A 13610-nucleotide genomic window follows, 5' to 3' on the forward strand; every position below is an offset into this window, starting at 1 on the left:
CATATTTTGAAAATCAGTATTTTTGGCCTCGGCTACGTGGGTGCGGTCTCTGCCGGTTGCCTGGCAACGGATGGGCATGAAGTGATCGGCGTCGATCCGAACAGGACCAAGGTGGAGCTGATTAACCAGGGCACCACGCCCATCATCGAAAAAGACATCGGCGAGATGATCGCCGCCACCGTGAAAAGCGGCCACTTGCGCGCCACGTTCGACGTGCGCGACGCCGTCTTCAGCTCGGACATGTCGCTCATCTGCGTGGGTACGCCTTCGCAGCTCAATGGCAACCTGGACCTCAGCCACGTGCGCAAGGTGTGCCAGGAGATCGGCGCCGCCATCCGCGAAAAAGACAGTTTCCACGTCGTCGTGGCGCGCTCGACCATGCTGCCAGGCTCCATGCGTTCGCTCGTCATTCCGACCCTGGAAGCGGCCTCGGGCAAGGTGGCCGGCGTCGATTTCGGCGTGTGCAACAACCCGGAATTCTTGCGCGAAGGCACGGCCGTCTACGATTACTACAATCCGCCGAAGACGGTGATTGGCGAGTCCGATGAAAAGGCTGGCGCGCTGCTGGTGCAGCTGTATGAAAAGATGGATGCGCCGCTGGTGCGCACGGACGTGGAAACGGCCGAGATGGTCAAGTACACGGACAATACCTGGCATGCCGTCAAGGTGGCGTTCGCCAATGAAATCGGCAACATCTGCAAGGCGGTCGGCATCGATGGCCACAAGGTGATGGAAATCTTCTGCCAGGACACCAAGCTGAACCTGTCGCCGTACTACATGAAGCCGGGCTTCGCCTTCGGCGGCTCCTGCCTGCCGAAAGACGTGCGCGCGCTGACCTACAAGGCGCGCAGCCTGGACCTCGATTTGCCTCTGCTCAATTCCATCCTGCCGTCGAACCAGCGGCAAGTGGAAAAGGGCATCAAGATGATCGTCGACAAGGGCGCGCGCAAGGTGGGCATCCTGGGCTTCTCGTTCAAGGCCGGCACGGACGACTTGCGCGAGTCGCCGCTGGTCGACGTCATCGAGTACTTGCTGGGCAAGGGCTACGAGCTGAAGCTGTACGACAAGAACGTCAACCTGGCCGCCCTGACGGGCGCCAACCAGGATTACATCCTCAACCACATCCCGCACATTTCCAAGCTGATGGTGACGAATATGCAGGACGTGCTCGATTTTGCCGACACCATCGTCATCGGCAATGGCGCGGCCGAGTTCAAGACCGTGCCTGGCAGCCTCAAGCCGCACCAGCACATCGTCGACCTGGTGCGCATCAGCAAGGATCAAAGTGGAGAACAATATGACGGCATCTGCTGGTAATCAATTGGCAGGGCAGCCGCGCCGTGTGCTGATCCTGGTGGAAAACCTGCCGTCGCCGTTCGACCGGCGCGTGTGGCAGGAAGCGACCACCCTGCATGCGAATGGCTACGAAGTGTCGATCATCTGCCCGACGGGCAAGGGCTACGAGTCGCGCTACGAAGCCATCGACGGCATCCATATCTACCGCTACAACCTGCCGCTGGAAGCGGAAGGGGCGAAGGGTTACCTGGTCGAATATTCGCTGGCGCTGTTCCACACTTTCCGCCTGGCGTGGAAAGTGCACTTCGCGCGCGGCTTCGACGTCATCCACGCCTGCAATCCGCCCGACCTGCTGTTCCTCATCGGCGGCTTCTTCAAGTTGACGATGGGCAAGCGTTTCCTGTTCGACCACCACGACATCAATCCGGAGCTGTACGAAGCCAAGTTCGGCCGGCGCGATTTCTTTTATAAACTGATGGTGCTGTTCGAGCGCTGGTCGTTCCAGAGCGCCGACGTGTCGATCGCCACCAACGAGTCGTACAAGAAGATCGCCATCGAGCGGGGCGGCATGAAGCCCGAGGATGTCTATGTGGTGCGCAGCGGACCCAAGCTGGACCGCTTGCGCGTGCTGCCGCCCGTGCCGGAGCTCAAGAAGGGGCGCACCTACCTGGTCGGCTATGTGGGCGTGATGGGCGCGCAGGAAGGCATCGATCTGCTGCTGCAGGCGGCACAATACATCGTGCAGACCTTGAAGCGCGAGGATGTGCACTTCGGCCTGGTGGGCGGCGGCACCTCGCTGGAACAGATGAAGCAGATGGCGCAGGACATGGGCATCGCCGACTACGTGACGTTCACGGGACGCGTGCCGGACCAGCAATTGCTGGAAATGCTCAACACGTCCGATGTGTGCGTGAACCCGGACGTGGCCAACGACATGAACGACAAGTCGACCATGAACAAGATCATGGAATACATGGCATTGGGAAAACCGATCGTGCAATTCGACCTGGTCGAAGGCAAGGTGTCGGCGCAGCAGGCGTCGCTGTATGCCTTGAAGAACGACCCTATCGACATGGCGCGCAAGATCGTCGAATTGCTCGACGACCCGGCCCGCCGCGAGCAGATGGGCGCGTTTGGCCGCCATCGCGTGATCAACGAACTGGAGTGGGAATATGAAGCGCCCAAGCTGCTGGCCGCGTATGCGCGCCTGTTTCCCGCCGCCGCGCCCGCCGTTCCCGTGGCCTTGAGCAAGGATGGCGGCTGATGGCGCCGGACAAAAGCGCCGCGCGCGGCGTGCTGGGTGGCATGCTGATCGCCTGAACGATTATAGTGTCGAGCGTGCATGCTCCTCAATAAACTGCTTTTGAAATGAAACCATGAAAATTTACCCAGTCATCCTGTCCGGCGGTTCGGGCACCCGTTTGTGGCCGCTGTCGCGCGCCGTGTTGCCCAAGCAACTGTTGCCGCTGGTAACGGACAAGACCATGTTGCAGGAAACGGCGCTGCGCGTGAGCAGCCTGTCGAACCGCCGTGCCGGCGACAGCGCGCTGGCCGAGTTTGAAGTCATGCCGCCGCTGGTGGTGTGCGGCAATGAGCACCGCTTCATGGTGGCCGAGCAGCTGCGCGAGATCGGCTTGCCGCCGCTGGGTATCTTGCTCGAACCGGTAGGGCGCAACACGGCGCCTGCCGTGGCCGTGGCCGCGCAATACCTGCTGGCCATCGACCCGCATGCGCTGATGCTGGTCTTGCCGGCCGACCATGTCATCACTGACGTGGCCGCGTTTCACCAGTCCATCGCCGAGGCGGCGCTGCTGGCGGCCGATGGCGCGCTGGCCACCTTCGGTATCGTGCCGACGGCGCCGGAAACGGGCTATGGCTATATCCGCAGCGGCACGCCCGTGAGCCCTGGCGCCATCGGTTGCAAGGTCGAGCGTTTCGTGGAAAAGCCGGACCTGGCCACGGCGCAGTCGTTCCTGGCTGCCGGCAATTATTTCTGGAACAGCGGCATGTTCATGTTCCGCGCCGAACGTTATCTGGGCGAACTGGGGCAATTCCAGCCCGCCATGCTGGCCGCCTGCGAGGCGGCCGTGCGCGACGGCTACCGAGACCTCGATTTCTGCCGCTTGGAAGAGAAGGCCTTCGCCGCCTGTCCGTCCGATTCGATCGACTATGCCGTCATGGAGCATACGGCGCATGCGGTGGTACTGCCGGCCGCCATCGGCTGGAGCGATGTCGGTTCCTGGTCGGCCCTGTGGGAAGTGCAGCACGGGGATGCCAACGGCAACGTGGTGCGCGGCGACGTGTATCTCGACGGCGTGAGCAATTGCCTGGTGCGCGCCGAGCGCCGCATGGTGGCCGTGCTGGGCGTGCAGGACTTGATCGTGGTGGAAACGGACGACGCCATCCTGGTCGCGCACAAGGACCAGGTGCAGCGCGTGAAACAGGTGGTCGATCACTTGAAGCAGGCGGGGCGCAGCGAACACGTGCAGCACCGCAAGGTGTACCGCCCATGGGGCAGCTATGAAGGCATCGATATCGGCGAGCGCTTCCAGGTCAAGCGCATCACGGTCAATCCGGGCGGCAAGCTGTCCTTGCAGATGCACCATCACCGCGCCGAGCACTGGGTGGTCGTCAGCGGCACGGCCAGCGTCACCTGCGGCGAGAAGGTGACCTTGCTGACGGAAAACGAATCGACGTACATTCCCATCGGCATGACGCACCGGCTGGAAAACCCGGGTAAATTGCCGCTGCACCTGATCGAAGTGCAATCGGGCAGCTATCTGGGCGAAGACGACATCGTGCGTCTGGAGGATGTCTACCAGCGCGCCTGATGCGCGGTTTTTACGATATCTGCACTGTGAAACTATTGGCTTTAAGAATGATGCTATAAAGTAACTTTTAATTAAACAATAGTTAACATAAAAAATTGCTTTATGCTATGATTCTGCCTGGTTTGATTAGATAAATACATGCGGGTGCAACGCCACCCGCAGTTACGTTGGTGGAATCGCATGAAGAAAAATATTTGCTCGCTGCTCGCAACGCTGGCGTTTGCCGGTTCAGCTGTATTCTCGCAGGCAGCTTTTGCCGCGCCGGTGGACATCAGTTCGCTGCCAGGTGCCGTGAAGCTGTCCACGGGTGGTTCATTGACGTTCAGCGACAAGTTCAAGAATAATCAGAAAAACAATTTCTTCAATGATTTGTTTACGTTTGACGTGGCGCACGCCAGCGATCTGAGCCTGGTCTTGACGTCGCGCAGCAGCAGCGCCTTGAATGGCCTGAACCTGACGGGTTTTGGCTTGTACAGCAGCGTCAACAATGCGCAATTGCTGGGAGGCGATCAACTGCTGAGCGGCATCGACGACAAGTGGACCTTGTCGTACGCGAATCTGGCAGCCGGTTCCTACTACCTGAAAGTCAGCGGCAATGTCGTGTCGAACACGGGCGCCGCTTTCAGTGCCAACGGCAGCCTGGTGTCGGCCGTGCCTGAGCCTGGCACGTATGCCATGCTGCTCGCTGGCCTGGGTTTGCTGGGCTTCATGGCGCGCCGTCGCCAGAACGCCGGCTGAGCACGGCGAACGGCGTCCGTTTGCCCCTCCATTCGCATTTTATCCCGCGGCCAGCCTGAGCTGGCCGCAGCACTCTTGGTGAAAAGTATGAAAAAATTTCTTCAATCCCTGTTCGTGGCAGCGATGTTTGCCGGCAGCAGCCTGGCGGCCCACGCCGCTCCGGTCGATATCAGCCATGCACCGGTAGATTTGACGCAAGACTTGCTCGATTACTCGAGCGCTGAATTGCTGGGTTCTTTCTCGCTGGCGGCAGGCCAGTTGGCTGGCGCGCAAAATAACTTTTTCAGCGACAAATATACCTTTAGCGTAACGGGTTTCAATGACCTGAGCGCACTGGCGACCTCGCTCAAGCCCAGCGCCAATTCCGGCCTGACCTTGACCGGCTTCAGCCTGCGCAATGCCGGCGGCGTACTGTTTCAGGGTACGCTCGATCTGATCAACTATACGGCGCAAGACCAAGCCTGGAGCCTGGCATCGGGCGGTACGCCGCTGGCGACCGGCAATTACTTCCTGCAGATCGATGGCTATGTGGCCTCGTCCGCTGGTGGCAGCTATAGCGGCAACCTGGCGGTGACGCCGGTGCCGGAACCGGAAACCTACGGCATGCTGCTGGCCGGCCTGGGCCTGGTCGGCTTCGCGGCGCGCCGCCGCAAGCTGCAAGCCTGAGCCGGTCTGTTGCATTGATGAAATGGAGGCTGCGGCCTCCATTTTTTTCGCCTGTCGATTGCTGGGCGCTATAATCATCGGGCATAGCTGGCGGCCGCCACATGGCGGCTTCGATCTTCTTCAACGGCGATATTGACCTTGCATAAATCTCTCTTCCTTTCGCTGGCGCTGGCTGCCGGCATCGCCCATGCCGATGCACCATCCATGCCGCCAGGATTGAATGCGCTGCAATTGGCAGTCGTGATCAATGACGCCGAACCAAACAGTATCTTGGTGGGTGAATATTACCGCCAGGCGCATGGCATCCCGCCTGCGAACGTTGTGCACGTGAGTATCCCGAATCGCCCGCGCAAGCTCAGCATGGATCAGTTCGCGCAATTGAAGGAGCGCATTGACGCGCAATTGAAGCCCCATATCCAGGCCGTGCTGATGGTGTGGAGCGCGCCTTACGCGGTCGAATGCAATTCGATCACTTCCGCCTATACCCTGGGCTACGATGCGGGGCAATGCGCCAGGACGTGTGACGCCGGCAAGCCCAGCACGTATTTCAACAGCAATGTGCCGCAACCATTTACGCAGATGGGCATGCGCCTGTCCATGTTGCTGCCCATCGATTTTGTGGAAGAGGCCAAGGCTGTGGTGGATCGCGGGACGGTCAGCGGCTTTTCCGTGCCCGCCGCCAGCGCATATTATCTGACCACCAGCGAAAATGCGCGCAACAGTCGTGCCGCTTTTTTCCCGCCTGCCGGGATCGTTCGCCAGCGCAAGCTGACGGTCAAGAATCTGAAGGCTGATGTGCTCGACGGTGCACAGGACATCATGGTCTACCAGACCGGCATGGCCAAGGTCGCCAAGCTCGATACCTTGCGCTTTCTGCCAGGCGCCCTGGCGGATCACCTGACTTCGTTCGGTGGCGATCTGCAGGGGACGGCGCAAATGAGCAGCCAGCGCTGGCTGGAGGCAGGGGCCACGGCCAGTTACGGCACCGTCAGCGAGCCCTGTAATCACTGGCAAAAATTTCCCAATCCGACAGTGCTGCTACGTCGCTACCTGACAGGCATGACGGCGCTCGAAGCGTATTGGGGAAGTGTGGCGTGGCCGGCGCAGGGATTGTTCATCGGCGATCCGCTGGCGGCACCGTATGCCAAGTTCCGGCGCTGATAGGCTATCAAGCAAATAAAAAAGGCTCTTGCGAGCCTTTTTTATTATGTCTTGCGGCGTACCGCAAAGGACAGTACTGCCAACCCAGCCATCAGCATGGCCCAAGTTCCCGGTTCTGGAACAGCTGGGGTAACAGGGGGAATCAGGCTGTTGCCATTACTGCCGCTGTCGATACCTCCACCAGCGCCGCCACCGCCTACGCCGCCACCGCCGGCAGGTGCGCCAGTCTCGAAGCCTGACGACGTGACGAGCGCAGCGTATTCGTCGCTTGCGCCACGTATGCCACGCGTTGCGCCGCGGTACCCACCAGTATTGTCGATGGTAGGGCTTTCTTGTACCGACACAAAATCTCGCGTACCGAAACGATAATCACCACTAGCGCGGCCTGTACGCAAGCTGCCTTGGGCGCCATTGTCGCCCTGTTGTACCAGCAGATTTGCCAGGCGATGGTCTCTTTCGCCCGCTTGGGGATGGCGCAATACCTGATCGGACTCTCCCAATCCAAACTCAGGCGACTGGTTCGTGCCATCATTGGTGCGTGCGCCAAAGCCGATGAAGCCATTAGCGAGACTACAGGCACTGTAGGTACCGTCAAGGTCAGCATCGCTGGCCTTGCCATTCGCGCCAGACGTACTTGTCTGGCACTTATTGTCATTCGCATTCGCTGCCTGTTGCGTATTTTGTGCCTGGGCAGCGCCGCTGCACAGTACTGCGGCAATAAACATGGCGCTCGCTGGGAGTCGGGTGACTCTTGATAACATGGCTGATCTCTTCGAATATATCCGGGCTTGGTGGATGCTCGCAAGCCATCGGACTAGGATTTCTGCCAAAACCCGGCGATACCGCCTTTTTGGGCATCGTCGGATTGGCAACTCAAGGTGCGGGCGTGGATGGAGCCAGCTCCTGCATTGATTTGCATTACTTTGAAGCATTAATGTCTTGCAGATATTAAAACTTATTTGCATGAAATATATCATATTTTCGGACATCATGCCTTACTTTGGGTAAGAAGGAAATTTTTGTTGCCAAGAAGCCACTGCAGCACGTTGTTGGCGTAGCGGTGCAGGGAACTCTTTTACTCCATTCGGCTTAATCAAATGTCATCAAGTCGTCATCCCGGGCCTTTAATATCCAAATAACAAGTCTGAAATACTTTTGTTAATTGTGGCGCGCCGGCCGATCATGTGGGGCCGGCGTCATTTATTTACCGACCGGGATCCTCATGCACACCTCGTTTTCCCCCTTGCGCACGCCGCTGCGCCTGACCGTCATGGCCGCCGTGCTGGCCAGCCTGTCCGTGCCAGCCCTGGCCGCTTCCGATATCGTCATCAGCCAGGTGTATGGCGGTGGCGGCAATTCGGGGGCGCTGTACCGCAATGATTTCATCGAAGTTTTCAACCGCGGCGCCAGCCCCGTGAACCTGGGCAACTGGAGCGTGCAATACGCGTCCGCTGCTGGCACGAGCTGGGCCGTGACGGCCTTGCCGGCTATCGATTTGCAACCTGGCCAGTATTTGCTGGTCCAGCAAGCCAAGGGGGCGGGCGGAACGCAGGACTTGCCTGCGCCAGATGCAACGGGCAGCCTGGCCATGTCCGGTACGGCAGGCAAGGTGTTGCTGAGTAATAGCAAGACGGCGCAAACGGGCGCCAGCCCCACGGGCGCCGGCATCGTCGACCTCGTCGGTTTCGGCACGGCCAATGGTTTTGAAGGCGCCGTGGCGCCCGCGCCATCGAATACCTTGTCGATTGCGCGCGCGAATGGCGGCTGCGGCGACACGGACGACAATAGCGCGGACTTTGCCACCGGCAGCGTGGCGCCGCGCAATACGGCTTCGCCGCTGAATGTCTGCGGCGGTCCTGTCGTGCACCAGATTATTACCAGCTGCCCGGCCAATCTGGCCTTGGCCGTGGGCAATGGCGGCAGCGCCGTGCTGCGCGCGTCCGACGTCGATGGCGTGGTGAATGCCGCTATCTTGAGCTCGCCCGCCGTGGCCGGCATCAGCCTGGCCAATTTCAGCGCGGCCGGCGTGGCGGGCGAGAGCGCCAGCGTGAACCTGCTGGTGGCCGCTGGCGTGCCGGTGGGAAATTACCCGGTCATCGTGAATTTCAGCAACGACCAGCAGCAGACGGCGTCATGCAAGGTTGACGTGGCCGTGCAAGGCCTGGCCGCCATCAGCCATACGATCCCGCAAATCCAGGGCAGTGGTGCCAGCAGCCCGTATGCCAATTCCGTGCAGACGACCGAAGGCGTGGTGACCTTGAAAGTGGGCACCGGCTTCTTCATCCAGGATGCGGCCGGCGATGGCGACCCGTCGACGTCGGACGGCATCTTCGTGTACACGGGCGCGACGGCTACCACCGTGCAGCCGGGCGAACTGGTGCGCGTGACGGGCACGGTGGTCGAATACACGCCATCGGGCGCGAAAAATTCCTATACGGAATTCAAGGACGTGACGGCCATCCTCACGCAAAGCGCGGGCCACAGCGTCGTGCCGGCGAATGTGAGCTTGCCGAACGACAATCTGGCTGCCGTGGAAGGCATGCTGGTGCGCTTCACGCAACCGTTGACCGTATCGCAAAACGCCTACCTGGGCGCGCGCGGCGAATTGAGCCTGTCGGCGGGACGGCGCGAAGTGCCGACCAACCGCTACCCGGCCGGCTCCGCCGAGGCGCAAGCCTTGATCGCCGCCAATGCGAACAATCTGATCGTGCTCGATGACGGCATTTTCGTGGCGCCGCCAACGATACCGTACATCGGCCAGGACAACACCGTGCGCAGCGGCGACACGGTGGCCGACCTGACGGGCGTGGTGGACTTTGGCGCCATCGGCGGTGGCGGTGCCGCCTACAAATTGCAGCCGACGCAGACGCCGCAATTCTCGCGCGACAACTCGCGCACAGGCAGCCCGGAACTGCCGTCCGGCAACGTCAAGGTGGCGAGCGCCAACGTGCTGAATTTCTTTACGACCTTTACCAATGGTAATAACGTGTTTGGCCAGACGGGGCAGGGCTGTACCGTGGGCACTTCGACCACCAAGAGCAATTGCCGCGGCGCCGACAACCTGGCCGAGTTCGTACGCCAGCGCGACAAGATCGTCGCCGAGCTGAAAGCCATCGACGCGGACGTGGTCGGCTTGATGGAAATCCAGAACAATGGCGAGACGGCCGTCACCTACCTGGTCGAGCAACTGAACGCGGCCATCGGCGGCGTCACGTATGCCGTGGTGCCGAAGCCGGCCGCCACGGGCACGGACGCCATCCGCGTGGCCATGATCTACAAGCCTGCCAAGCTGGGCCTCGTGGGCGGTGCCTTGTCGGACGCCAACGCCATCAACAACCGTCCACCGATGGCGCAAACCTTCCGCGCAGGCAATGGCGAGAAATTCTCGTTGATCGTCAACCACCTGAAGTCGAAGGGCAGCTGCCCTTCGAGCGGGCTGGACGCGGACCAGAACGATAGCCAGAGCTGCTGGAACGCCACCCGCGTGCAGCAAGCCCAGCGCCTGGTCGGCAGCTTCGTGCCGCAGGTGGCGGCCGCTGCCGGCGACGCGGACGTGCTGGTCATCGGCGACCTCAATTCCTATGGCGCGGAAGACCCGATCCAGGCCATCACGGGCGCCGGCTTCGTCAATGAACTCGAGCGTTTCGTGCGGCCGTCCGGCATGCCGTATTCGTACGTCTTCGGCGGCCAGAGCGGCTACCTCGACCATGCGCTGGCCAGCGCTTCGCTGAGCCCGCAAGTGGCCGGCGTCGCTGAATGGCACGTGAATGCGGATGAGCCGGAAGTGATCGACTACAACATCGATTCGGCCAAGCCGCAAGACCTGTACAACGCCTTGCCGTACCGCGCCTCGGACCATGATCCCGTCGTCGTCAGCCTGGACTTGCAGCCCGCTTACCGCGACATCACGGCCAGTGTGGCGCAAGCGAGCTCGGGCCTCACGTACAACCGCGTGACGCAAAAATACGCGGGCACGTTCTCGTTCACCAACACGGGCACGAGCGCATTGAGCGGCCCGTTCCAGGTGGTGTTCGGCGGCTTGCCTGCCGGCGTCAGCCTGGCCAATGCCACGGGCAGCCATGCGGGCGCCGCCTACGTCACGGTGAACGCCGCCAGCCTGGCGCCAGGCGCGACGGCCTCGTTTGCCGTCAGTTTCAGCAATCCGTCGAAAGTGACGATCACCTACTCGGCCAGCATTTTCGCCGGCAATTTCTAAGGACACCATCATGTTGACAACGACATTCAATCTCACCCTGCGCCGCGCCGTGCTGGCCGCCGTGCTGGCCGCCAGCTCCAGCCTGGCGTTGGCGGGTCCGCTTGGCTACCACGTGGAAATCGACACGAGCCAGTTCTCTGGCGCCGGTTTCCTCGACTTCGCCTTCATTGCCGGCAACAGCCCGGCGCCGGGCGCCAGCGCCGTGCTCAGCAATTTCTCGGGCGCGTTTGGCGCACTGGAATCGATGGAAGGCAACGTCAGCGGCAGCTTGCCCGGCACCTTGACCTTCGGCAATAGCGGCGCCTACAACGACTGGTTTCACAACGTGACCTTGGGCGGCAAGTTCGGTTTCAATATCGTCTTTGGCGGCGACTTCCTGAACACGGCCGGCAATGCGGGCACGACCTTTGGCGTGGGCTTGCTCGACTCTACGGCCACGTCCTACCTGGGCAACGTCAATGGCAACCTGGTGCAGTTCGAGCTGACGCCGATGACTGGCGGCTTGCCCGCCAGCATCGCCGGCAGCACGTATGCGAGCATCGCGTCGATCTCGGCCGTGCCGGAAGCGTCGGAATGGATGATGCTGACGGGCGGCCTGGCGCTGATCGGTTTTGCCCTGCGCCGCCGCCAGCCTGTCGCACGCGCCTAATCTTCCCAGACTAAACACAGCGCGCCTGCGGGCCGCTGTGTTTTTTTTCGTCTATTTATTCGCAATAGCTATAAATCAGGAAACTAAATTGTATTAGTCACCGTTTTACGCTTGATGCATAGTAAAAAACTTGTCGGGCAGTCTAGTATTTTTATGACTGCTGCCAACTTTTTTCGGGAGATGCATCGATGCCTGGCCATATCCTGGTGCTGGACCCTGCGCCTGCCATGCAGGCGCTGCTGGCGCATAACCTCGCCGGTGCCGGCTACCGGGTCAGCTGCGCCCTGGATGCGCGCGGCGCGCTGGCGCTGCTGGCGGGCGATCCGCCCGACGTGCTGTTGCTGGAATGGGAACTGCCCGATGCGTCCGGCATCGCGCTGCTGCGCCAGGTGCGCCAGGATGGCGTGCTGTGCGACTTGCCCATCATCATGATCAGCACGCGCGACAGCGAACAGGACAAGGTGCTGGCGCTGGAAAGCGGCGCCGACGATTACCTGTGCAAGCCCTTCGGTCCCCGTGAAATGCTGGCCCGCGTGCACGCGCTGCTGCGCCGGCGCGCGCCTTCGGCCTTGCGCACAGGCGCAGGCACGGCCGGGGCTGCCGCCTTGCGGCTCGACCCGCACACCCTGCGCGTAACGGCGGGTAAGGTGCCCATCCACCTTGGCCGCGTGGAATTCAAGCTGCTGCATTTTTTGATGGACCATCCGGGCAGGGTGCATAGCCGCGCGCAACTGCTGGACCAGGTGTGGGGCCATGCCGCCTACCTCGACGAACGCACGGTCGACGCCCACGTGGGCCGCTTGCGCCACGCCTTGCAGCCGGGCGGCTGCGGCCACCGCATTGAAACCGTACGCGGCAGCGGCTACCGCTATCTGGCGTTTGATACCGCCGTGTGCGCATGATGCTGCTGACGGGGAGGGAGCAGGAATACCTGCTGAACGCCATCCTCGGCGCGCATGGCATCGCCTTGCCCGGCGATTTCTTTCTGTGGAGCCAGGGGCCGCTGCAAACGCTGTTGCCGCACGACATATTGATGTGCGCGCAGCTGGATGTCGGGGGGGCCGTGCTGCGCAGCGAAGCCTGGCACAGCGCCGCGCCCGATCACGCGCAGCTGCGCGAGCGCCAGGCCCAGCTGGCGCACCTTGCGCTGGCCTGGCGCGCGGGTGGCCAGAGGGCGGGCGTCATCGACGGCGTACTGGTGCATGGCAGCGCGGGCGACGCCGGCGGCAGCTTTTTTGCCTTGTTCGCCGTGAAGCCGGCGGACGCGGCGCGCCAAGCGTATGCGCTGGAGTTGCTGCTGCCCTATCTGCACGTGCACTGGCTGGCGCTGCCAGGCAGCCAGCGTGCATCTGTGACGGGCCCGGCTGCCGCGCGCGCGGCCAGTGCGCGCGAGCTGGAAGTGCTGCATTGGGTGCGCGAGGGGAAAAGCAATGACGAGGTGGGACAAATCCTCGGCATCAGCGGCACCACCGTGAAAAGCCATTTGCAGCGCATCTATAAATTATTGGGAGTAAGCAACCGCATGCAAGCCGTGTCGCGCGGCATCGCGCTGCGCCTGCTCAGCCATTAGCGCTGGTCCTGCGGCCGGGCCTGACTCTTTTCATTACCGCCGTCTTGCGTGTGTTCGATGCTGCCGGGCGATACCCGCGCCACGTCCGGGCTCGCTTGCAGGCGCGTCACTTCGGCGGGTGTCAGCATGGCGGCAAAGCCGTTGAAGGCCGTCGTGTAGCGGTATTGCACGGGGGCATCTGGCACCAGCGCCAGCACGGCGCGTTGCTGCGCTTCCAGCTGGGCCATGTAGCGCCGCGCCGCATCGCTGTGGGTATCTAGCCCATGCACGCCGTCCGCTTGCGAGGCCAGCGGCGGGGCGCGCAATTGCACCAGATAGGACTGCCGCGCCGCAGCGGCCTGCGCCGCGACAGGCAGGGCATGGATGCTGGCCATGCCGGCCAGGATGGCAATACTGAGGCGAAAGGTGGACATGCGCCGATTGTACGCGCGTCGCGCATAAAAAACGCGCCCCGCAGGGCGCGTTGTGTTACCGCCAGAGTGA

The 13610-nt window shown here is 61.7% G+C and carries 12 protein-coding genes; 10 read left to right on the top strand and 2 right to left on the bottom strand.

Annotated elements, in window-relative coordinates; genetic code table 11:
- The first annotated feature begins 6 nt into the window (after window positions 1–6).
- The 6 genes from SKZ59_RS18125 to SKZ59_RS18150 all read left to right on the top strand — a co-directional run bounded on the left by SKZ59_RS18125 (window position 7) and on the right by SKZ59_RS18150 (window position 6692).
- Entirely contained in the window at window positions 7–1317 is a 1311-nt protein-coding gene (locus SKZ59_RS18125; RefSeq protein WP_034751648.1) for a nucleotide sugar dehydrogenase, read from the top strand.
- Window positions 1298–2560, top strand: coding sequence for a glycosyltransferase family 4 protein (locus SKZ59_RS18130; RefSeq protein WP_319992537.1), 1263 nt, complete (start codon window positions 1298–1300; stop codon window positions 2558–2560). The genes SKZ59_RS18125 and SKZ59_RS18130 overlap by 20 nt, the downstream gene beginning before the upstream one ends.
- 112 nt (window positions 2561–2672) lie before the next feature.
- Window positions 2673–4127: a mannose-1-phosphate guanylyltransferase/mannose-6-phosphate isomerase gene (locus SKZ59_RS18135; RefSeq protein WP_072454483.1), complete on the top strand. Its 1455-nt coding sequence runs from the start codon at window positions 2673–2675 to the stop codon at window positions 4125–4127.
- 180 nt (window positions 4128–4307) lie between these two features.
- Window positions 4308–4865 (top strand): FxDxF family PEP-CTERM protein, encoded by a 558-nt coding sequence (locus tag SKZ59_RS18140; protein ID WP_319992538.1) that lies wholly within the window; start codon window positions 4308–4310, stop codon window positions 4863–4865.
- A gap of 87 nt (window positions 4866–4952) precedes the next feature.
- Window positions 4953–5531, top strand: coding sequence for an FxDxF family PEP-CTERM protein (locus tag SKZ59_RS18145; RefSeq protein WP_034751637.1), 579 nt, complete (start codon window positions 4953–4955; stop codon window positions 5529–5531).
- Between the two features lie 132 nt (window positions 5532–5663).
- Complete coding sequence (locus SKZ59_RS18150; RefSeq protein WP_413774571.1) at window positions 5664–6692, top strand: TIGR03790 family protein; 1029 nt, start codon at window positions 5664–5666, stop codon at window positions 6690–6692.
- A 44-nt stretch (window positions 6693–6736) separates the two neighbouring features.
- Here the strand turns inward: SKZ59_RS18150 and SKZ59_RS18155 are convergent, their stop codons facing one another.
- Entirely contained in the window at window positions 6737–7417 is a 681-nt protein-coding gene (locus SKZ59_RS18155; protein ID WP_219329173.1) for a PEP-CTERM sorting domain-containing protein, read from the bottom strand.
- Window positions 7418–7914: 497 nt separating this feature from the next.
- On the opposite strand from SKZ59_RS18155, the gene SKZ59_RS18160 reads away from it, so the two are divergent.
- The 4 genes from SKZ59_RS18160 to SKZ59_RS18175 all read left to right on the top strand — a co-directional run bounded on the left by SKZ59_RS18160 (window position 7915) and on the right by SKZ59_RS18175 (window position 13127).
- Window positions 7915–10908, top strand: coding sequence for an ExeM/NucH family extracellular endonuclease (locus SKZ59_RS18160; RefSeq protein ID WP_319992540.1), 2994 nt, complete (start codon window positions 7915–7917; stop codon window positions 10906–10908).
- 10 nt (window positions 10909–10918) lie between these two features.
- On the top strand, window positions 10919–11557 hold the full coding sequence (locus SKZ59_RS18165) for an NF038129 family PEP-CTERM protein (protein ID WP_034751632.1): 639 nt from the start codon (window positions 10919–10921) through the stop codon (window positions 11555–11557).
- A 188-nt stretch (window positions 11558–11745) separates the two neighbouring features.
- Window positions 11746–12459 (top strand): winged helix-turn-helix domain-containing protein, encoded by a 714-nt coding sequence (locus SKZ59_RS18170; RefSeq protein ID WP_070303878.1) that lies wholly within the window; start codon window positions 11746–11748, stop codon window positions 12457–12459.
- Entirely contained in the window at window positions 12456–13127 is a 672-nt protein-coding gene (locus SKZ59_RS18175) for a LuxR C-terminal-related transcriptional regulator (protein ID WP_319992541.1), read from the top strand. Before SKZ59_RS18170 ends, SKZ59_RS18175 begins: the two co-directional genes overlap by 4 nt.
- Here the strand turns inward: SKZ59_RS18175 and SKZ59_RS18180 are convergent.
- On the bottom strand, window positions 13124–13540 hold the full coding sequence (locus SKZ59_RS18180) for a protease inhibitor I9 family protein (protein ID WP_319992542.1): 417 nt from the start codon (window positions 13538–13540) through the stop codon (window positions 13124–13126). The genes SKZ59_RS18175 and SKZ59_RS18180 overlap by 4 nt on opposite strands.
- Window positions 13541–13610: the final 70 nt, after the last annotated feature.

The sequence above is a fragment of the Janthinobacterium sp. GMG2 genome (assembly GCF_033949445.1).
GTDB classification, from domain to species: domain Bacteria; phylum Pseudomonadota; class Gammaproteobacteria; order Burkholderiales; family Burkholderiaceae_D; genus Janthinobacterium; species Janthinobacterium aestuarii.

Coding starts and splice junctions, on each gene's coding strand:
- SKZ59_RS18130 (WP_319992537.1), top strand. CDS start 1,298: ATGACGGCATCTGCTGGTAATCAATTGGCAGGGCAGCCGCGCCGTGTG.
- SKZ59_RS18135 (WP_072454483.1), top strand. CDS start 2,673: ATGAAAATTTACCCAGTCATCCTGTCCGGCGGTTCGGGCACCCGTTTG.
- SKZ59_RS18140 (WP_319992538.1), top strand. CDS start 4,308: ATGAAGAAAAATATTTGCTCGCTGCTCGCAACGCTGGCGTTTGCCGGT.
- SKZ59_RS18145 (WP_034751637.1), top strand. CDS start 4,953: ATGAAAAAATTTCTTCAATCCCTGTTCGTGGCAGCGATGTTTGCCGGC.
- SKZ59_RS18155 (WP_219329173.1), bottom strand. CDS start 7,417: ATGTTTATTGCCGCAGTACTGTGCAGCGGCGCTGCCCAGGCACAAAAT.
- SKZ59_RS18160 (WP_319992540.1), top strand. CDS start 7,915: ATGCACACCTCGTTTTCCCCCTTGCGCACGCCGCTGCGCCTGACCGTC.
- SKZ59_RS18165 (WP_034751632.1), top strand. CDS start 10,919: ATGTTGACAACGACATTCAATCTCACCCTGCGCCGCGCCGTGCTGGCC.
- SKZ59_RS18170 (WP_070303878.1), top strand. CDS start 11,746: ATGCCTGGCCATATCCTGGTGCTGGACCCTGCGCCTGCCATGCAGGCG.
- SKZ59_RS18175 (WP_319992541.1), top strand. CDS start 12,456: ATGATGCTGCTGACGGGGAGGGAGCAGGAATACCTGCTGAACGCCATC.
- SKZ59_RS18180 (WP_319992542.1), bottom strand. CDS start 13,540: ATGTCCACCTTTCGCCTCAGTATTGCCATCCTGGCCGGCATGGCCAGC.